The 19,413-nt window shown below is 59.4% G+C and carries 16 protein-coding genes; 12 read left to right on the top strand and 4 right to left on the bottom strand.

Annotated elements, in window-relative coordinates:
• Positions 1-25 precede the first annotated feature (25 nt).
• Together AEAC466_RS0122200 and AEAC466_RS28555 are read right to left on the bottom strand one after the other, a co-directional pair.
• On the bottom strand, positions 26-979 hold the full coding sequence (locus AEAC466_RS0122200) for a FecR family protein (RefSeq protein ID WP_023457193.1): 954 nt from the start codon (positions 977-979) through the stop codon (positions 26-28).
• Positions 961-1,539, bottom strand: a complete 579-nt coding sequence (locus tag AEAC466_RS28555; protein WP_023457194.1) for an RNA polymerase sigma factor — start codon at positions 1,537-1,539, stop codon at positions 961-963. Before AEAC466_RS28555 ends, AEAC466_RS0122200 begins: the two co-directional genes overlap by 19 nt.
• Before the next feature lie 315 nt (positions 1,540-1,854).
• Between AEAC466_RS28555 and AEAC466_RS28560 the strand changes: the two genes are divergently transcribed.
• On the top strand, positions 1,855-5,742 hold the full coding sequence (locus AEAC466_RS28560) for a LamG-like jellyroll fold domain-containing protein (protein ID WP_081714554.1): 3,888 nt from the start codon (positions 1,855-1,857) through the stop codon (positions 5,740-5,742).
• A 58-nt stretch (positions 5,743-5,800) separates the two neighbouring features.
• Here the strand turns inward: AEAC466_RS28560 and AEAC466_RS28565 are convergent, their stop codons facing one another.
• The gene (locus AEAC466_RS28565; protein ID WP_162148931.1) at positions 5,801-6,634 is read right to left on the bottom strand and encodes a LytR/AlgR family response regulator transcription factor; all 834 of its coding nucleotides are present in this window, start codon (positions 6,632-6,634) and stop codon (positions 5,801-5,803) included.
• A gap of 167 nt (positions 6,635-6,801) precedes the next feature.
• Between AEAC466_RS28565 and AEAC466_RS28570 the strand changes: the two genes are divergently transcribed.
• From AEAC466_RS28570 to AEAC466_RS28615, 11 genes are all read left to right on the top strand, one after another.
• On the top strand, positions 6,802-7,941 hold the full coding sequence (locus AEAC466_RS28570) for an ABC transporter permease (protein WP_023457197.1): 1,140 nt from the start codon (positions 6,802-6,804) through the stop codon (positions 7,939-7,941).
• A gap of 170 nt (positions 7,942-8,111) precedes the next feature.
• Positions 8,112-9,104: a methionine ABC transporter ATP-binding protein gene (locus AEAC466_RS28575; protein ID WP_031238354.1), complete on the top strand. Its 993-nt coding sequence runs from the start codon at positions 8,112-8,114 to the stop codon at positions 9,102-9,104.
• The gene (locus tag AEAC466_RS28580; RefSeq protein WP_023457199.1) at positions 9,101-9,775 is read left to right on the top strand and encodes a methionine ABC transporter permease; all 675 of its coding nucleotides are present in this window, start codon (positions 9,101-9,103) and stop codon (positions 9,773-9,775) included. The genes AEAC466_RS28575 and AEAC466_RS28580 overlap by 4 nt, the downstream gene beginning before the upstream one ends.
• A 10-nt stretch (positions 9,776-9,785) precedes the next feature.
• Positions 9,786-10,580, top strand: a complete 795-nt coding sequence (locus AEAC466_RS28585; protein WP_023457200.1) for a MetQ/NlpA family ABC transporter substrate-binding protein — start codon at positions 9,786-9,788, stop codon at positions 10,578-10,580.
• 209 nt (positions 10,581-10,789) lie between these two features.
• Positions 10,790-11,944, top strand: coding sequence for an FIST signal transduction protein (locus tag AEAC466_RS28590; RefSeq protein WP_023457201.1), 1,155 nt, complete (start codon positions 10,790-10,792; stop codon positions 11,942-11,944).
• Positions 11,944-13,845, top strand: coding sequence for a putative bifunctional diguanylate cyclase/phosphodiesterase (locus AEAC466_RS28595; protein WP_023457202.1), 1,902 nt, complete (start codon positions 11,944-11,946; stop codon positions 13,843-13,845). The genes AEAC466_RS28590 and AEAC466_RS28595 overlap by 1 nt, the downstream gene beginning before the upstream one ends.
• A 106-nt stretch (positions 13,846-13,951) precedes the next feature.
• Entirely contained in the window at positions 13,952-14,461 is a 510-nt protein-coding gene (locus AEAC466_RS28600; protein WP_023457203.1) for a TlpA disulfide reductase family protein, read from the top strand.
• The gene (locus AEAC466_RS44400; RefSeq protein WP_023457204.1) at positions 14,451-14,702 is read left to right on the top strand and encodes a DUF4266 domain-containing protein; all 252 of its coding nucleotides are present in this window, start codon (positions 14,451-14,453) and stop codon (positions 14,700-14,702) included. Before AEAC466_RS28600 ends, AEAC466_RS44400 begins: the two co-directional genes overlap by 11 nt.
• Positions 14,693-16,111 (top strand): DUF3570 domain-containing protein, encoded by a 1,419-nt coding sequence (locus AEAC466_RS28605; protein ID WP_023457205.1) that lies wholly within the window; start codon positions 14,693-14,695, stop codon positions 16,109-16,111. The genes AEAC466_RS44400 and AEAC466_RS28605 overlap by 10 nt, the downstream gene beginning before the upstream one ends.
• An 8-nt stretch (positions 16,112-16,119) precedes the next feature.
• Positions 16,120-17,028: an FAD:protein FMN transferase gene (locus tag AEAC466_RS28610; RefSeq protein ID WP_023457206.1), complete on the top strand. Its 909-nt coding sequence runs from the start codon at positions 16,120-16,122 to the stop codon at positions 17,026-17,028.
• Positions 17,013-19,094, top strand: coding sequence for a protein-disulfide reductase DsbD family protein (locus AEAC466_RS28615; protein ID WP_035429273.1), 2,082 nt, complete (start codon positions 17,013-17,015; stop codon positions 19,092-19,094). Before AEAC466_RS28610 ends, AEAC466_RS28615 begins: the two co-directional genes overlap by 16 nt.
• Positions 19,095-19,147: 53 nt before the next feature.
• On the opposite strand, the gene AEAC466_RS28620 is transcribed toward AEAC466_RS28615, so the two are convergent.
• The gene (locus AEAC466_RS28620; protein WP_023457208.1) at positions 19,148-19,342 is read right to left on the bottom strand and encodes a hypothetical protein; all 195 of its coding nucleotides are present in this window, start codon (positions 19,340-19,342) and stop codon (positions 19,148-19,150) included.
• Positions 19,343-19,413: the final 71 nt, after the last annotated feature.

Here is a 19,413-nt window from a genome sequence, read left to right on the forward strand (position 1 = left end):
TTCACGCTACACAGGGTACAGGCTGTCAAAACTTGAAGGCGGCGTGACCTTTTTGCGAAATTTCTATGACATCGTCGTGGGTTTGGACCTGTACGGGGTAGGCAAGACCGAGCGCCTTGGCAAAGCTGTCTGACGCGCCAACGCGGTAGATGCCGCTGACCGGCATGTCGGCAATGCCGGGCGTGGCGATGACCAGGCGCGTGCGGGTATAGCGGTTCATGTCGGCGACCGCGTCACGCAAGGGGGTTTCATTGAAATAGACACGTCCGCGCCGCCAGTTGCTGACCCGGTCGATATCGGCCACGCTGCGTTGGCGCACCAGGCCGCGCTCATCGAGTGTCACAGCCTGGTTAGCGGTGAGTATGGCGGCACCGGCCGGGTTGGTTGCGGCATGAGCACCGGCCAGGACGCGGCCTTCTTCGACATCGACCCTTACGGAACTTGCCTCGCGCCTGACGTTGAAATGCGTGCCGGTGACGCGGACTTCACTCGCGCCGCTGACGACGACGAAAGGGGCACCGCCCAGCTTGGCGACGTCGAAATAGGCCTCGCCGCGTTCCAGCGTTACGCGCCGCTGCCCGCCATCTATGCGGACCGACATCCGGCTGTCCGTGTTCAGTGTGACCTGGCTACCATCAGCCAGGGACACCAGGCGCTGTTCGCCCACGCGAGTGACATAGGTTTGGGGTGACAAGACGAGGGCCAATGCGACCGCAGCGATCGTCGCGCAGGCGGCCACGCCCGCACCCAGGGTTTTTATGCCCTCGGTGCGCTGCCAGAAGGGCGCGCGATAAGGGGTGCGCAACTCAGCCATGATGTCCGCGTCGGCGCGCAGCATCTCGAGCGCTTCCCACGTCTCGGCGATCGCCGCTTCGTCTTCGTTGGCCGAAGCTGTCATATCTTTAGACGAGATAAGGCGTAGCGCGGCGGCGTTCAGACGCTTTTGCGTGTCCTTGTCCCTCATGTTCTTTTCGGCCATCCGGCCTCCTCCAGGGTAATGCGGCACGCGACGAGGGCGCGGCTAAGGTGACGTTCGACAGTGCGCAGGGGCACGCCCAGTTCCTGGGCGACCTCCGGCAGGCTCATGCCGTCGAGGCGATGCAATAGAAGGACTCGGCGTTGCACCTGAGGAAGTTTGTCGAGCGCCTGCCGGACTCGGTTCAGGTTTTGCCGCCAGTGCAAGGTGTCAAAAGCCGAAGGGGCTTCGGCGGCGACATGGTCTTCCAGTTCAATATGCGAATCGTGATGGCGCACACGGCGCCGGCGGAAGTGGTCGCGGACAATGGAATCGGCAGTCTTGAAGATGTAGGCGGCCGAAAGCTGCGCGGTTGGATCGGCGCTGAGGATGCGGGTCAGGCGGCCATAGACGTCTTGTCGGGCATCGGCGATATCGTCCTGCGCCAGCCGGCGGGCCAGATATCGCCAGAGCCGTCTGTCATAGGCCTCGATCACCGCCGCCAGAGCCCGCGTGGTCGCAGCATTGGCGCGCCCCTCGGCGAGACGGCCAGGCAGGTGAATAACGTTTTCCGGTTCCGGCATTCGGGCAGACTTCAACTCTGAACACAATTTTTATGGCGCTAATGGATAAACGCAGTCCGGCCCAGACCCCGCCACGTGAATTTTTTACGACGCTGGCGCGGTTCCCATCGGCTATTTCACCGGGAGCGATGCGCAATTGACGCCGTCGTTTCTGATTTATTTCGATCAGATGTTATTGTTCGCGTTATGAGGTCACGCAAAGGTGAGAGTAAAGACAAAAATGACACCGGTTGACATCCTTATATAATAGGGATTACCCATCAGCTCAGACTTGAAAAAAAGCCGGGCCACCGGCAGGCAAGGGATGGGAACGCTATGACATCGAAACAGCGCGCGCGGGCGTTTCAGCACCGGACAGGACGGATTGTACTTTGCCTTTTCGGTTTGGCTTGGGCGGGGCAGGGGGATGCCGCGGGAACGGGAGCAGACACCAGTGGCCTGTTATTCCATCTGTCTGCCGACAAAAGCCTGATCGCCGATTTTGCCCGTGGCGACGGCGTGCCGAACTTTGCCGACAAGGTGGCGATCGTGCCGACCGGCCTGTCCGGCGGCGCGCTCCAAACCAATGATGACAATGTCCTCAGTTGGAAGGCGCCGGGGAATATCTACGCCCAGCGAGGTACGGTGTCCTTTTTCTGGCGCTCACGCACCCCCGTGGGCCGCGCGCCCTTTGTCCTCTATCGCGTCGGTTATGCCGACCATACCAGTTGGGACATGGTCTGGTTGCGTATCGACTGGAACGGTCATGGCTATGATGCGTTCGTGACCGACAACAATCTGGCGCGTATTCGTGTGTCGTTCAAGCTCGACCAGTTGCCCGCGCCAGATGCCTGGACGCATCTGGCCTTCACATGGGATGAAAACACCGGCGTAAAACTGTATGTCAACGGCAAGGCCGTGGCGGCCAAATCTCAGGTGGCCGTACTCGACAGCGGCCTCGACCAATTTGGCATGGCGGCGCGCGCGGTGTCGCCGCACCAGGTCATGAGCCGCTATAACTTCATGCGCGGCAGCGACTATGATGAACTGCGCATCTACGATCACGGGCTAGACGACCAGCAAATCGCAGCGCTGGCGCGCAATGAGGCGCCTGAGGTTCCGGCCCAGCCCGCGACCAATCTGAGCGACGCGGCGGCCCGGGCGGAATGGAACCTGCGGTACGGCTGGAATAGGCCAGGTGATACGCCGGTTGCCCTGAGCGCGCCGGTGACAACCATCCGCAAGGTCGAATTTGCCGACACGAAGGACATAAAGGCCTTTATGTATAAGGCGACCGACGGCATCAGCGAAACGACATGGCCCGGCGTTTACAACCGGTCGCGTCTGCCGGGCCGCAATGATTATTTTACATTGCCGGACTGGAACACCTATGTCGAGGGAGGCAAGACGCTGACGCTCACCCTGCCGAACGAGCCCTGGAACCACCTTGAGATTCAGGGGGCCGCCTATGGCAGCCTGACCTATGCTACCGACGCGGACGGTAAGCCCCGCCAGATTGCAACGCGGGCGAAGGATCAAGAGAGGACTTTCAACCAGTTCGCCGAGCCGATGACGGGTGGCGTCCTGCGCTTTACCAACATCGCCCAGGAAACGCCGATTCAGGAGATCGCCGCCTATAATGTCACACCGGGTGCGGTGCCAAAGGGTACGGTCACCCAAACCTATACCGTGCGAAGCAATGCTTTGGCTGATTCTCCCAATTTGACGGAGCTGAACGCCTTTATAGCGGGCCGTTACGCGCCGGACGCGCGAACGACGGTGGTCGCTCTGCCGGATGCGGCCCCTTCAAGGCCCGCGCCAGCGGCCGAAGGCCACCGGCTTCCACTGGTGCATGTTCTCATTCCTTATGAATACGGCGCGTCTCCTGCCAACCTGATGCTGTATCGGTCGTGGGGATATGGTTGGGAGAACATGCATGACGGCTTGGACGGTATCGCCATCGATTTGCCGGCGCTGAACGTCAAGCCGGGGCCGGATGGTCTCTATCCGCTCAATATCCAAGTCAAGGACCCGATCTGGCCGGACCGCAATATGTTGGATATCACCGTCTCGGTTAAGCCAAACGAGGCGCGTACCCTGTGGCTCGACCTGCGCGACCGCATCCTGCCCAATAAAAGCCTGTACCTGACCTTTGCTGGCTTCGATCAGGACTTCGACGCCGCCGCGCTGAACGGTACGAAGATACGGCTTGTGTTCAAGGACCGGAAGGCGGCGTTGACCGAACACATTGCCGATCGCTTCAACCAGGTGAAGGACAACTGGGGCTTCCTCGTCGAGGAACATACGGCCAGCAAGCGTGAACGGCTTTATGAACGGGTGGTTGCCGACGCGACTGACCTATTGCGCGTTGACCCAGATAATCTGTTGGCGCGGGAATATTGGGCCGATATCACCTTCGGCAGCCAGGGCACCTTGCCCTTCACCCAACCGACGCCACCGGCGGGTGTACCTTTGTGGGCCTTCCGGCAACTGGAAGACTTGAAGGGCGTGCGCCATTTCGTCAACTGGTGGATCGATAACCGCCAGTCAGATTACGGCGATTTCGGTGGCGGATTGTCCGACGATTCCGACCTGGTCGGACAATGGCCTGGCCTTGCGCTCATGGGCGTTGATAGGGAGAAAATCCGCGTCTCCCAGATGCGCGTGGCCGAGGCTATATACCGTAACGGTATGATGACAAACGGACTGTCGACCATCATGACGGACGAATTGCACGTCTACGAAGAAGGCATCAACACCAATAGCGGCGCCATGTACCTGAACTATGGCAACCCCAAGGTAGTCGAACGCCTGATGACCACGGTTGCTGCCTATGACCGTATCATTTCAGTCAACGGCGCCGGGCATCGCCACTTCAACACCAATTGGTACAGCGGAACGGATAGTTACCGCGAAGGGCCGTGGGAGTGGGGCAAATACTATTCGTATCTGGTGCTTCATCCCGGCATATTGATGGGCGAATTCAACGGTGATCCAACCAGCAAGACCGTTGTGACTGGCTTAGCCGACGGCATATTGGCCCATGGCAAACCGGACGCCAAGGGCATCATGACGTTTCCGGATGAAATCAATTGGCGGACGGATGCTACGCGCGGTGACTTGCCGGCGGGGTCTGCGCCGATGCAGATATTCTGGACCGCCTATCGCTGGAGCGGCGACAAGGCGTATCTCGCACCGATCATGTCATCCGTCGAAAAAGCCAATAAATCCGATTCCTTCACTGTTGGCGGCGCGCGGATCGTGGCTGAGGCTGACAACATACGACCGATCGCCAGCCTGAACGAAGACCTGGTCAATGTGCTCCACATGCAGGATAGCTGGGGCGCGGCCGCGGTGCGCAAGGCAAAGGCCGGCGGCGGCAACCTGGAAAAATTCGTTGCCTGGGAAATGACAGGTGACAAGACTTACCTGGAAGACCTGTACGCTGCTGAACTGAAAAAGCAGGGGACCACCCTGTATACGCAGACCGAGGGGCATTGGTGGACAGACCGCGTCGAGGCAGACAGCCAGTATCTGCAACGCTCGCGGCTGGGCGGCGTCGCTACGGTGCGCGGCAACATATACCCTGGCAATACGGTAAGCTGGGCCTTCGCGGACCCGGAGGACGCGGTGAAGGTGGCCATTCTGATGCCCAATGCAGCGCGCGATCATTTCAAGGTCATCGCCTACAATACCAGTGACCGCCCGGTCCGGGCCACTTTGACGGGATGGAATGTCGCCGCCGGCCAGTGGCAGGTGACGTCAGGCTCAGGCGATGCCAGCGACAACTTGACCGGCATAACGGACACGGCGACGATCGCGTTCGAAAAAACCGTGGGCGTGGATGTGTCGTTCCGGCCTGGCCAGACCACGGTATATGAGTTCAAGCTCATGACACCCACGGACGCGGTGGAAGGCCGGCCCGATCTCGGCATAGGCGTGGACGATATAGACGTGAAGCGCGGACGCATCAGTGTTACGGTTCATAGTCTCGGCATTCAGGCGGCGCCGGCCGGCTGGGTCGAAGTAATCGATGCGGAAGGGCGCGTGCTGGCGCAGGCGAAGACGCCGCCCCTGCCGGGGTGTGCGGACCTCAAGCCTCACACCGCTAAGGTCGAACTCAAGTTGGGGGGGCGTCCATCCCTGTCGGGCCTAAGCGTTCGGGTGCGGCTGGCCGAAGGCAAGGAGATCACGCAACTGAACAACGTCGTCGCCCTGCATTGATCCGGTGTTCAAAAGGTTTGACGCAGGGCAGGCCTTAAATGACCGCCGGTCAGCAAGTCTAGACGTTCAGGTTTTTTCTGAACCGGCGGCTGCCCCGAATCTGGTGACCGGTCTTGAGCGTCACGGTGAAGTCACCCGATGGTGCCAGGGCGACATCACTCAGAAACAGGCGGTTGATCGTATGGGACCTGTGGATGCGTGTAAAAGTGCCGGCGGGCAATCGCGACTGAAAGGCACCGAGACTGTCGCGAACGAGCCAGGGCGTTTCGCGGCCGCTGACGAACAGTTCGATATAATTGCCAGCGGCGGAAATCCATAGAATCTGGTTTTGCGCGACGTAGTGCACACGGTTGTCAATCTTGATGCTGATATGTCCGGTCGGGTCTGATGGCGTGTCCTTTCGGTTGGCGGCGATCAAGCGATCGGAAATCCAGACCATACCGACAATCACGGCATAGGTCAGGACATCCTTACGCGCCTCGTAGATGAGTTGCAGCGGCAGGTTGCCGGTCGAAAAATCGTAAGCCGTTCCGCCGGCCGAGTAGATCAATTTGCGAAGCGCTACCATGATCCCGACGTGCAGCAGGCAGAAAACGCAGGCTGCCAAAACGTGCAGGGCTACCAGCCGGTTCCATGGCAAGGCGCTCCGTGCGCTGCGCCGATAGAACCGGAAGATCAGAGGGCAGAGGACAACAATAGCGGCGGCGCTGCTGATCCCGTTCACGGCCGGCCACAGTGATACATCCCCAGTTCTCAACAGGCCGTCGATCCATTCCGAGGTGATACTGGTCGCGACGACAACCGATGTCACAGCGCCAACCATGATCAATAATGGTGTCAGACGCAGCCCGTGAGTATCCGCCAGCCACCCGCCGGACAGTCTCGATGCCATCTTCATAACCGTTCGTCCCTTGTCTGCAACCGTCTGCGTCATCGCAATTAACGAGACCGCGGCGCCTGTGTTTATCCGTCTTTTTAAGCATGCTGTCGGTCGGCGCCGCAAGGGTCAACCGCTGTCGACGTACCTGCTGTCTCTCCTTCGAAGGTCATAAGCCGTATATGTCACTTGCTTTGCTAACCTTGCTCTATGAATGGCGGCGCTACGTCACCGCCATTGTTGCCCTGGCTGTTTCCGGTCTGCTTGTCTTGTCGATGGTCGGCATGTTTGTCGGCATGGGAAAATCCAATACCGCGACAGTGGACCATTCGCCGGCTGAGGTCATGATCCTGTCGCCGCAATCTGAAAGCCTTTATAATAATGGGTTCAGTCAGCCCCGCCGGCTCATACCGATGGTGTATAACCACCCCCAGGTGCTCGAAGCGCAATCCTTTGATACGGGCTGGGCGTCCTGGGCCAACTTCCCCAAGGCGGGGCAACACTCGAAAAGCGAAGGCGTCCTGATTGCGATAGTGGACCTCGTCGAAGGATCCGTAACCTTGCCGACGGACTTCAGCGCCGAGGCGGTCGACGCGTTGAAGGCGCCCTATTCTGTTCTGGTAGACAAATCCGCCCTTGCCCGCCTGGGCGTCAAGAAAGGGGACGCAGCGAAGATTAACGGACGGCGTGTTCAGGTCAGCGAAATTATCGAAGGCTATCCAGCCCTGTTCAACTGCACGATATACATGTCACGGCGCACGGCTGAACTGCTCCAGGTCTTCCGTGAAGGTAATCGTGTCGGCGCCATTATGGTCAAGATCAGGGATCCGCAACTTGCCCGACAGGTGGCGGCGGAAATCAATGCCATGGGGGGCGGACAATACCGCGCGTGGACACGTGAAACACTATCGGAGCGCAGTCAGATTGCCCTGCTCAAGGAAGGGGGCATTTCCATAATTCTGGGCTTCAGCGTCGTTGTTTCGACCTTCATAGGCGTGGTGATTACCTGGCAAATTCTCCAGGGCGCTATTACGGCGAGTATCAAGGAATTTGCCGGCCTGCGCGCGCTGGGCGTACCGATGTCGAGTCTACGTCTTATCGTGATGGAGTTGAGCCTGTGGGTCGGCATTCTGGGGTTGGGGCTGGCGGGTGTGTTTACGGGATTGGTCTGGTGTTTGGCCGGATGGATTAATGTCCCCATGTCCTTTCCGTCCTATGTCACGCTTCCGGTCGGCGTGGGGCTGCTGCTGATCGCGGCCGTGTCCGGCTTTTTCTCCCTGGGCGTGCTTAATAAGGCGCAACCGGCGGATCTGCTCCGGTAGACATCTCGTCCCGGCTAGGCGGCTTGTCGTGTGTGAAAAAAGTCCCAACGGAGGCTAATCCATTTTCACTAATGAAGACAAAAAGAGTGTAGATTTATAGAACAGTCTTTACCTTGCGCGCCTGCATCCGCTACAAACCGCCCTTGTCTTCTTAGGATCAGATCGTGTCCCTGATACAATTAAGCGATGTGGCCAAGCGGTTTGCCTTGAAGGGCCGTAGCCAGGATGCCTTGGCAGGTGTCAGCCTCGGCATTGCGCGCGGTGAAATTTTCGGCGTTATCGGCCCGTCAGGCTCTGGCAAATCGACCCTTATCCGGCTAATCAACCGTCTGGAGACGCCGACACGCGGCACCGTCGAAATCGATGGCGCAGATATTGGCAAGCTGACCCAGGCGCAACTGTCGGTATTGCGTCACAAGCTCGGAATGATCTTTCAGTCGTTTGGTCTGCTGTCTTCGAAGACCGCGCGGCAGAACGTCTTGTTCGCCCTGCAACTGGCCAAAAAGACCATCACCGCCGACGATCAGCGCCGGGTCGACGACCTGCTGGCGCGGGTCGGGCTCAGCGAACATGCCGATAAATATCCGGCCCAGTTGTCGGGCGGCCAGAAACAGCGCGTCGCCATCGCCCGCGCATTGGCCAATGCGCCCGATATCCTGCTGTGCGACGAAGCCACCAGCGCACTCGATCCCGAATCGACGCAGGGTGTGTTGACCTTACTGGCGGAATTGAATCGCGATCTGGGCCTGACGATCGTTGTTGTTACGCACGAAATGGATGTGGTGCGGCAAATCTGTGATCGTGTCGCGGTTTTGGACGCCGGCCGGATCGCCGAGGTCGGATCGGTAGCACAGGTCCTGTTCGATCCGCAAAGCGAGGCCGCCAAGGCCCTGGGGCGCCATCTATTGCCACATGCGCCGGTCGTGGCCGGTGCCACAGAGACGCGTCTGCGTCTAACCTATTTCGGCGAGGTGGTGACCGGCGATGCCCTTAGCGCGGCCACGCAGGGCGTCAATGTCCGCTTCAGCATCCTGGCGGGGCAGGTGTCCGAACTCAAGACCGGGCCCTACGGCCACCTGATCGTCGATATTTCGGGACCGGACCGCGAGCGGGTGATTGAGCGGCTTACTGCCAGTGGCGTTCGCGTGGAGGCGCTGTCATGACCGAATTGAGTCAGTTTTTCAGTCATATAGACGGCACGGAAGTCGCCCTCGCCAGTTGGCAAACCGTGGCTATGCTGGTCGGTGCGCTGATATTTAGTGTCATACTCGGGCTGCCGGTGGGTATCTGGTTGTCCGTGACGTCGCCCACCGGTCTGGCGCCGAACAAGGTCAGCTACGGGCTGCTTAGCCTGATCGTCAATGTGATGCGCTCGATCCCGTTCGTTATCCTCTTCATCCTCCTCATTCCTGTGACCCTGGCCCTGGTCGGCACCTCACTGGGTGTCAAGGGCGCGATCCCGCCGCTGGTCCTGGGGGCCGCGCCGTTTTTCGCGCGCCTCGTTGAAACCGCCCTGCGCGAGGTCGAGCACGGCGTAGTCGAAGCGACGCAGGCCTTGGGCGCTAGCAAACGCCAGATTATCCTCCACACCCTCCTGCCGGAAGCCATGCCGGGCCTGATCGCTGCGGTGACCATGACCGCCATCGCACTGGTCTCATATACCGCCATGGCCGGCGTTGTCGGCGCCGGCGGACTAGGCGACCTGGCCGTGCGCTACGGCTATCAACGCTTCCAGACCGATGTCATGGTGGTCACGGTTGCGCTCATTGTCTTGCTGGTGCAGGGCCTGCAAATGCTTGGCGACGCGCTGGTTTCGCGTTTTCACAAAAGATAGGAATACGGTCATGATCTCTCGTCGTTTGTTCGTCCTGTCGGCGCTGGCCGTCACCGCCTGCGCCAAACCGGCCGCGAAGGCCAATGTGCTGACGGTAGCGGCGACCGCCGTGCCGCACGCCGAAATCCTGAAGGCGGTCGTGCCGGACCTCGCGGCCAAGGGCATCGATCTACAGATAAAGGTGTTCAACGACTATGTTCAGCCCAACCTACAGGTCGACCAGAAGCTGATCGACGCCAATTACTTCCAGACCTTGCCCTACCTTAACGCCTTCAACGCCGAACATGGCACACATCTCGTGCCCGTCGTCGGTGTGCATGTCGAGCCGTTCGGCGCCTATTCGCGCAAGGTGAAATCGATCGCCGATCTGAAACCCGGCGCCGTGATCGCCTTGCCCAATGATCCGACCAACACCGGTCGCGCGCTGATCCTTTTGCACAAAAACGGCCTGATCACCCTGAAGGACCCCGCCAATATCGCGGCCACGCCGAAGGATATCGTCGGCAATCCGAAAGGCTTCGTGTTCAAGGAACTGGAGTCGCCCTCCTTGCCACGTGTCTTGGGCGAGGTTGACCTGGCGCTGATCAATACCAATTACGCGCTGGATGCGAAGCTCGATCCGCAGAAGGACGCTTTGATTATCGAAGGGGCCGATAGTCCCTATCTCAACTATCTGGTTGCCCGGCCCGACAATAAGGACGACGTCCGCGTTAGGGCCCTGGCTGATGCGCTCACGTCGCAGAAGGTCCGCGATTTTATAGCGGCCACCTACCATGGCGCCGTCATCGCTGCCAAACCGGTTTAACCCAAGGCCTTACAGACTAACCTGCCTGCGGCAGTCGGACGCATAACGTGCCGACCGGTTAAGCATGTCGATTCATGCGCCTTTAAATTATTCGCGTAATAGTGTTATCCAATCGATTGTCTCAATCGATGAATATTCGGTATTGTCGCGTAACATGTGTACCTGTGCATCATCGGGCCGCTTCTTACGTCGAGAAAGTAAGGTGCGATATGTGGACCCAAAAACTGGACCTGACGACCGACGCCAGCCACCTTCTTGTAGATAGGCAGTTAAGCCGGTCACCTGACCTGGTGCTGATATTCGGCCAGACAGACAATTTGAGTGCTCAAGCAGCGTCTCGGACTCTCAAAATGGCATATCCGAACGCCCACATCATGGGATGCAGCACGGGCACAACCATTGTCGGTAACCAGTTGTGTGACGATGGGATGGTCGCTATGGCCGTGGGATTCGATCATACGCGTCTGCGTTCGACCAGCGTGCGCCTTGACGACGCCGAAGACTGTAAGGCCGCAGGACGAGAGCTCGGCAAAATACTGGCTGATGGCGACCTGCGCGCTATCTTTCTCCTGAGTAACGGTTTGAATATCAATGGCAGCGCGGTCGTTCACGGTCTAACCGAAGTCGTCGGGCCACGGGTGCGTATCAGCGGTGGTTTGGCCGGGGACGGCGCACGGTTTGCTCAAACCCTGGTGCTGGATGACGGCGTCCCCAGCGGGGGGGCGGTGACGGCCCTGGGATTTTACGGCGGCGCGCTTCGTCTTGGCTACGGTACCGCTGGTGGCTGGGACGTGTTTGGGCCGAGGCGGCAAATAACCCGATCCGAAGGCACCGTTTTATACGAACTAGACGGCAAGCCCGCCCTGGATCTCTATGAAACCTACCTTGGCGACGAAGCCGCAGACCTGCCGGCGTCGGGCCTGTTCTACCCACTGGAAATCAGCGATCCGGCGCGTCCGGATGAAAAGCTGGTACGTACGACACTGGCTGTTGACCGCGAGGCCAGAAGCCTGACCTTCGCCGGCGATATTCCGCAAGGGTGGAACGCGCGGCTCATGCAGGGTGAGCTTAGCCATCTGGTGGCCGGTGCTGAAGACGCCGCCGCCCAGGCGCTTTGTGACCTGCAAAGCGGCGACGATAGCATTCATCCGTCGTTAAGCGTGTTGATCTCCTGCGTCGGGCGACGGCTGCTTATGGGACAACGGACCGGTGACGAGGTGCGGGCCGTAGCCCGTTTGCTCGGCAAGCAAGACAGCCAGATCGGCTTCTATTCTTACGGCGAAATCGCGCCCTATCCCAATTCCATTGTGAGCGGACTGCACAATCAAACCATGACCCTGACCTTGCTGGCGGAGGTGGCGTAATGGACAAGCCTCTGCACAGTCTCCTTGGCCAACAACTCGCTGATGCCAGCGAGTCTGGCAGTCTAAACCTGGAACAGTTTCTTCAGTCCATAAATGATGCCTACGCCGAAACGGATCGCCAGCGCGTTCGGACAAGCCGAGCCAACCGCCTGATGGCCGAAGAAATCGAACTTCAGACAGATAGCTTGCGCGCGGCTCTGCTCAAGTCGGATGTCCACAAGATCCGGTTTGAAGCCGCCCTCGATGCCATGCCTCAGGCCTTGAGCCTGTTTGACCGGGATGGCTGCCTGGTGGTGTGCAACAAGATGTTCAGGCAACTCTATGCGCTACCGGCCGATTTCGAACCAGAAGGCCGCCGGCTGGGGGACATTTTGGCGCGCAGCGTGCTAAGCGGTGACGCGGGCGCAATCGACGCCGCTACGCGGCTGCAATGGCAACTGGCGATAACGGCGCATATGGCTATATCAGTCACCCTTTCGGACACGATTGAGCAGACCTGGCCGTCGGGTCAGGTGGTTCGTATTTCGCGTAGCCCCGTGGATGACGGTGGATTTATTGATTTAACGGCCGATATCACCGAAAGCCATTCAGCCTCGGCCCGCATCGCGCATATGGCCCACTACGACGCCTTGACCGACTTGCCGAACCGAACCTTGTTTCATGACCGGCTGGACGCCGCCGTTGATAGATATGCGCGGAACCGCAATAGGCGATTTGCTCTGCTATGCATGGATCTGGACCGATTCAAGGCGGTGAATGATACGCTTGGCCACCCGGTCGGTGACGCCCTGTTGATCCAGGTCGCCGGACGTCTGCGCTCGCTCCTGCGCGTTGATGATCTGGTCTCTCGACTGGGCGGTGATGAGTTCAGCTTGCTGGTGACCAATGTCAAGCGCTCAGGCGACGTCCACAGGCTCGCCGATCGCATCATCAGCCGCTTAAGTGCGCCTTATCACATTAATGGGCACCAGGTTGTGATCGGCGTTAGCATCGGCATCGAATTTAGCGACGACGCCAGGCTTTCGTCGGACGATTACCTGCGTAATGCCGACCTGGCGCTAAGCCAGGCCAAGACGGAGGGGCGGGGCTGCGCTTGCGTCTTCAAAGATCATATGCACGAAACCCTGGACCGGCGCCGTCAATTGGAGCTCGAATTGCGTAATGCGCTCAAGCGCAATGAATTCGTTGTCTGGTATCAGCCGCAGTTGTGCGTAAAAAAAGGGATTATCAGCGGCTTTGAAGCCCTGGTTCGCTGGCAGTCACCCCGACGGGGTCTGGTGTCTCCGCTGGAATTCATCAGCCTGAGCGAGGAAACGGGCCTAATCGATGAATTGGGCGCGTGGGTCCTGCGCCGCGCCTGCGCCGACGCCGCGACGATGCCGGAACATCTCTCCATCGCAGTAAACCTGTCGCCGGTGCAGTTCCGGTCCCGCGGCATTATCGACACCGTAAAATCAATCCTGAGGGAGACCGGCTTGGCGCCGCATCGCCTCGAACTGGAAATTACCGAAGGCATCATGATTGCCGATCCCCAGGAAGCCTTGCAAATCCTACGCGCGCTGAAGGCGCTAGGGGTTAAGATTTCCCTCGACGATTTTGGTACCGGCTATTCCAGCCTGAACTACATTCGCACCTTCCCGTTTGATAAGATCAAGATCGATCAATCCTTCGTCCGCGATCTGGGGCATTCTGATGACAGCCTGGCGATCATAAGGGCTGTGTCGGGTATCTGCACCAGTCTGGGTATATGTTCCGTCGCCGAAGGGGTTGAAACCGACGATCAATATCAGATTTTGAAGACGGAAAAATGTGACAGCCTTCAAGGCTATCTGTTCGGGCGTCCCGCGCCGTTCGAGTCGGCGAAGACGTTTTACGACGTGGCGCTTCAAAACTACGGATAGAGGCATGGCTTAACTACCGCCCACAATCGTCGCATTCCATTACGAGTCCGTTCCATGGACGGTGTCTATCCGGCAAGTGGCCAGCACAGGATGGACGATGCCCCGGATGGATATTTCATTGGCGCCGAAGACGCGAACACGTCCGACGGTGAAACAGATACGCGGCCTTGCGGCGGCCTGCCTGGCGTTTGCCGGCAGCCTGATGCTGGGTTTCAACCCGTCGCACGCCGCCGACGGACAGATCGATCTCAGCGCCTATAAGGGCAAGGTCGTCTATCTTGATTTCTGGGCCTCCTGGTGCGGCCCGTGCAAGAACTCGTTTCCGTACATGGAAAATCTGAAGGCTGCGCATGCCGGTGACGATCTGGTCATTATTACCGTCAATCTCGACCACTCTCGTCAAAAGGCAGATGCCTTTCTCAAGTCGCTCAACAGTGATCTGAACGTAGTTTACGACCCCAAGGGGTCGCTCGCCAGCACCTATCGCATAAAGGACATGCCCACCTCGCTGCTTATTGGGCGCGATGGTCGGGTGCGCTACGTGCACAACGGCTTCTTCCCGGCCCAGACGGCCGAATACCGCGCTCAAATTGAAAGCCTGCTTCGTGAAAAATAGATATCATTCGACGCGCCGCGCCGTCGCCGCCGGTGCCGTATTCGCCTTGTTGTGTCTGAATGGGCTGACAGGCTGCTCATCCCTTGGTGTCAAGCCGTGGGACCGTGACCTGCTCGCCACCCGGGGCATGGCCCTGAACACGCATCCCCATATCACTGCCGCGGATGATCACATCTATTTCAGCAAGGAAGGCTCGACCGGCGGCCGCGGGTTTGAAGGGGGAGGTTGCGGATGCAATTGATCAGCCCCACGCCCGCCGCGCTTACGCGCACACTTGGCCTGCTTACCGCTTCGCTGTTCGCCGCCACCGGCCTTCATGCCCAGGACGTGTCGCCAGCAGCCAGTCACAGCGCCTATGGCCCATCGCCTGATGCACGAACACCGACCAGCGACACCAGCAGCGATTTGGGCCTGACACGAGTCGATACCGCCATCTTGTTTTATCAGGAAGCCGGCGGCCGGGTTAAGGCCACCGAGCCCGTCACTTCCATTACATTTAATGGCTCTGACGGCGAAATCCTGAGCGTCAAGCTCACCGCCGACTCGCTCACGGGTGCTACGCCTAACGGTGCAGCCCCCTGGAAAGCCACCCAGACCTTCATCTCGCCCAGCAAAAGTAAGGGCGTTCAGACGACCACGACCAGCGCATCCGGACATAGCCAGACGGTGACCCTGCCCGGCACCGATATTGTCGCCAGCCAGTACACGGCCGATCCGCACGCCTTGCCGCTGGACTATGGGTTCAGGGACACACGATATGCAGTCGATCTTGGATATACCACGCCGATAGACGCTGTTACACGACTGTCCTTCGGCGGCGGACTATCGACCGAGCGGGATTTCAAATCGTTGTCGGGATCGTTCGGCCTGGCGCGTGACCTGTTCGACAAGAACACGACCGTATCAGCGGCAGTCAACCTGGAATATGACACATCCAACCCCTATTTCGGTACGCCCCAGCCTCTGACGGAGATGAGCGCGCTCGAAAAAGGCCCCAACCAGTCGAAAACGGTCGTCAATGCCGTACTGGGGGTGACCCAGGTTATGAACCGCAACTGGCTGGCCCAGGTGAATTACAGCGTGGGTAGCGCCAACGGGTATCAAACCGATCCGTATCGCCTTATCTCGGTCGTCGATGGCACCACCGGCGCGCCGGTAAGATACCTATATGAAAGTCGCCCCAAGTCCCGTATTCGCCAGAGCCTATATATGGGCAACAAAATAGCTTTGGGGCCTACGGTCACGGATATTTCAGGCCGGTTGTATCATGACAGTTGGGGGATAAACTCTGTAACGGCAGAAATCGCCGAGCGGGTCGCCATTACCAGCGCTTTGTATGTCGAGCCACACCTGCGGTACTACAGCCAGTCCAAGGCGAATTTCTTCCATGACTATCTCATCGACGGTCAGACACTGCCGGATTACGCGTCTTCGGACAGCCGCCTTGGCAAGTTCACGGCAACAACCGTGGGACTTAAGGTAGGGCTGAAAGTAACGACAAACGGCGAACTCTATGTGCGTGCCGACTCCTACAATCAAACGGGCGCGGCACATCCGGCGACGGCCATCGGCGACCTGAAAACCGAAAACCTGTTTTCGGGGATAAAGGCCACCAGCGTCATCGTCGGCTACACTTTCGCCTTCCAATAGGCGGACGCGTGTCTTACACCGCTACCTTACAGCCTCAGGGCCTGCTCGCCGCAGCGGAAAATGGTTTCGTCTACCAGTTCGGCGCCATGGGGTCTCCGTGCGAAATCCGCATGGAAACCCACGATGCGAGTCTTGCGCTCAGCCTCGGCGAGATTGCCGAGGCTGAGGCTCTGCGCATAGAACATAAATATAGTCGCTATCTCAAAGACAGTTGCGTATCCCATATCAATCAAAGCGGTGGCAAAGCTGTCGCCTTGGACGCCGAAACGGTCGGTCTGATCGCTTACGCCGACCAATGCTATACCCTCAGCGCGGGACAGTTTGACATTACCTCCGGCGTTTTGCGTCGGGTCTGGCGTTTCGACGGCTCCGCCAATATTCCCTCGCCGGAAGAGGTGGACGGCTTACGTGATCGTGTGGGCTGGTCTAAGGTTGGATGGCATCCGCCTGAAATTTCACTGCCGCTCGACATGGAAATCGACCTGGGGGGGCTGGCCAAGGAATATGCCGTCGATCTGGCGGTTCAGCGGTTGCAGGCGATCAGCGATACACCTGTCCTCGTCAATTTCGGTGGCGACCTGCGTGTCAGCGGTCCTCGCGCCAAAGGGGGGCGGTGGCGCGTGGCCATCGAGTCCGTCGAAGACGACAGCGGCACGGAAGGGGTTATCGAATTGTCCGATGGCGCCATCACGACCAGCGGCGATGCCCGCCGTTACCTTTTCAAGGATGGGGTGCGTTACGGGCATATCCTCGACCCACGGACAGGATGGCCAGTTCGTGACGCGCCTCGGTCGGTGACTGTTGCCGCACCGACCTGCGTGGAAGCAGGCATTTTGTCCACGCTTGCCATGCTGCATGGGCGGGATGCGTGGTCTTTCCTGAAATCTGAAGGTGTAAAAGCATGGGTTCTGTTCTGAAAGGGGTGATTTACACCCTCGCACTAAGTCTTATGCTTCCGATGGCGGCACATGCAGCGGCAGACGGTGACGCTGTTGCGATCACGCTGGTGACAGCACATGACGGTATCGCGCCGGGCGGTGAACTGGGTCTGGGTGTGGTCCAGAGGCCTGCGCCGGGCTGGCATACCTATTGGCGCAATCCCGGCGAAACAGGCGCGCCTGCGGAAATATCCTGGCAATTGCCGGCAGGCGTGACGGTCGAACCGATTCAGTGGCCGACACCGCGCTGGCTCGAGTTCAGCGGCATGGTGACCTACGGCTACGATGAACCGTCGACGCTCATTACCCGATTGCACGCGGCCAGTACCCTTGCTCCGGGGACGCGCTTGACGATCAAGGCGCATATAGAAACGCTGGTCTGCCGCGACGTATGCGAGCCCGTCAGCCGGGATGTGTCTATCATCGTACCGGTTATGCGGACGGTAGCGAAGGATGACCGGCTGGCGGTGGCGATGGCGCAATTGCCGAAGACTCTGGCGCTTAATGTGTCGGCGGCACAGCAGAGTGGACGTACCGTTTTTGATTTTACGGCGCCCGAAGGCACCTCATCTCTGCACCCGTCCGACCGTCAAATTCGCGGCGCCTATTTCTTCAACGAATCCAGCGATGTGATTGCGCCCGCTGCGACACAGTCGATTACCGCCTTGCCCACAGGATTTAGGGTGACGGTGGCCGCGTCCGGACCCGCCGTTGCCGCTCCCGTCGTGAGTGGCGTGTTGGTGCTCGGCGATGGGCAAAGTTTTCGCATCCAGGCTTCGGCAGCGCCCGCGCCTCCGAGGTCGGCAGGTCTGTCATGGGCCGCGCTCGCCCTGGCCATAGGGCTGGCGTTCCTAGGTGGTCTCGTCTTGAACCTTATGCCATGCGTTTTCCCCATCCTGTCGATGAAGCTTCTGGCGCTGACGCGGACCGGTCACGAAACCTCCGCCGCGCGAACCGAGGCGCTTCTGTATGGCGTGGGCGTCATGCTGAGCTTTCTATCGCTGGCTGCCATGCTGGAAATCGCCCGAGAGCTGGGGCATTCGCTGGGCTGGGGGTTCCAGATGCAATCCCCGGCGGTCACGGCGACCTTAAGCCTCATCCTGCTCCTGGTCGCGCTGAATATGTCAGGCCTGTTTGAAATTGGACAAGGCCTGCAATCCGTTGCCGGCAATACGGCCGGCCGCATGACGCGCTTATCGCCATCCGCCAACGCGTTTTTGACAGGTGTATTGGCGGTCGTCGTTGCGGCCCCTTGCACCGCTCCTTTCATGGCGACGGCTGTTGGCGTGGCCCTGGCGCAGGGAGGAGGCGTGTCGCTTGCCATTTTTACCGCGCTCGGCCTGGGATTCGCCGCGCCGTTCGTTATCATGGCGCACCTGTTGACCCGTATCCCGGCCGTGACGAAATATCTGCCCAAGCCTGGACCCTGGATGAGCCGTCTGCGTCACGCCCTGGCCGTACCCATGTATGCCGCAGCGGCGTGGATGGTCTGGGTGTTCGCCCAGCAGGTCAGCCTGACCGGTGTCTGGTTGCTGGTCTTGGCGCTGACCAGCGTCGGCGCAAGCCTGATATTTTCTCGGTCGTCTCCCTGGATCAAGGGGGCGGGGATGGGCTTGGGCGTCCTGGCGGGAATCTTCGGCGCGCTGCAAGCGCCGGCTGCCGGAACGGTGTCGGCAACGCTCGCTACCATTCCGTATGAGTCTTTTTCGGCCTCGCGCCTGACGGCCTTACGGGCGCAAGGCCGGCCGGTTCTCGTTGATCTGACGGCGGCTTGGTGTGTCACCTGCAAGGTCAACGAACGTACGGCTCTGTCCGATGGGAAGGTCGCAACGGCGCTTAAAGCGTCGAGGACTGTCTATATGGTAGGGGACTGGACGCGCCAGGATTCCGGTATCACGGCTTACCTACATACATTCGGACGTTCGGGGGTGCCGCTCTATGTCTACTATGCGCCGGGCCGCGCGCCCGTCATTTTGCCACAGGTGCTAAATGCTGAGGCCTTGGTCAAAACCCTTGCGCCAAATGCCGTTAAAGGCGACTCATGACGAAAGGTTCCGGCCGGGTAAGGCAGGCCGGACCTTTCGCCGGGGTGAAGCAGCTAAGACTTCATAGACGCTTGGGCGGCGGCCGACAGTGTCACGAGTGTGGCCGGTCCACGACCGCCTTGCGAAGCCTGGGCTGCGCCGGAACCACCGGCATGATTGTCACCATCGTGATCCGGGTCTGATACCTTGGGTACGCTTTGTACCGATGAGGGCGGCGAATAGGCGCTTATGGCGCTGATAGAAGTCATGACCTTGGCTTTCTGATAAGGAATAGCGACGCTGAATCGGGGCCGTTCGTCTGGTCCCGGCGGGATGCGTT

The organism is Asticcacaulis sp. AC466, assembly GCF_000495815.1.
Taxonomy (GTDB): domain Bacteria; phylum Pseudomonadota; class Alphaproteobacteria; order Caulobacterales; family Caulobacteraceae; genus Asticcacaulis.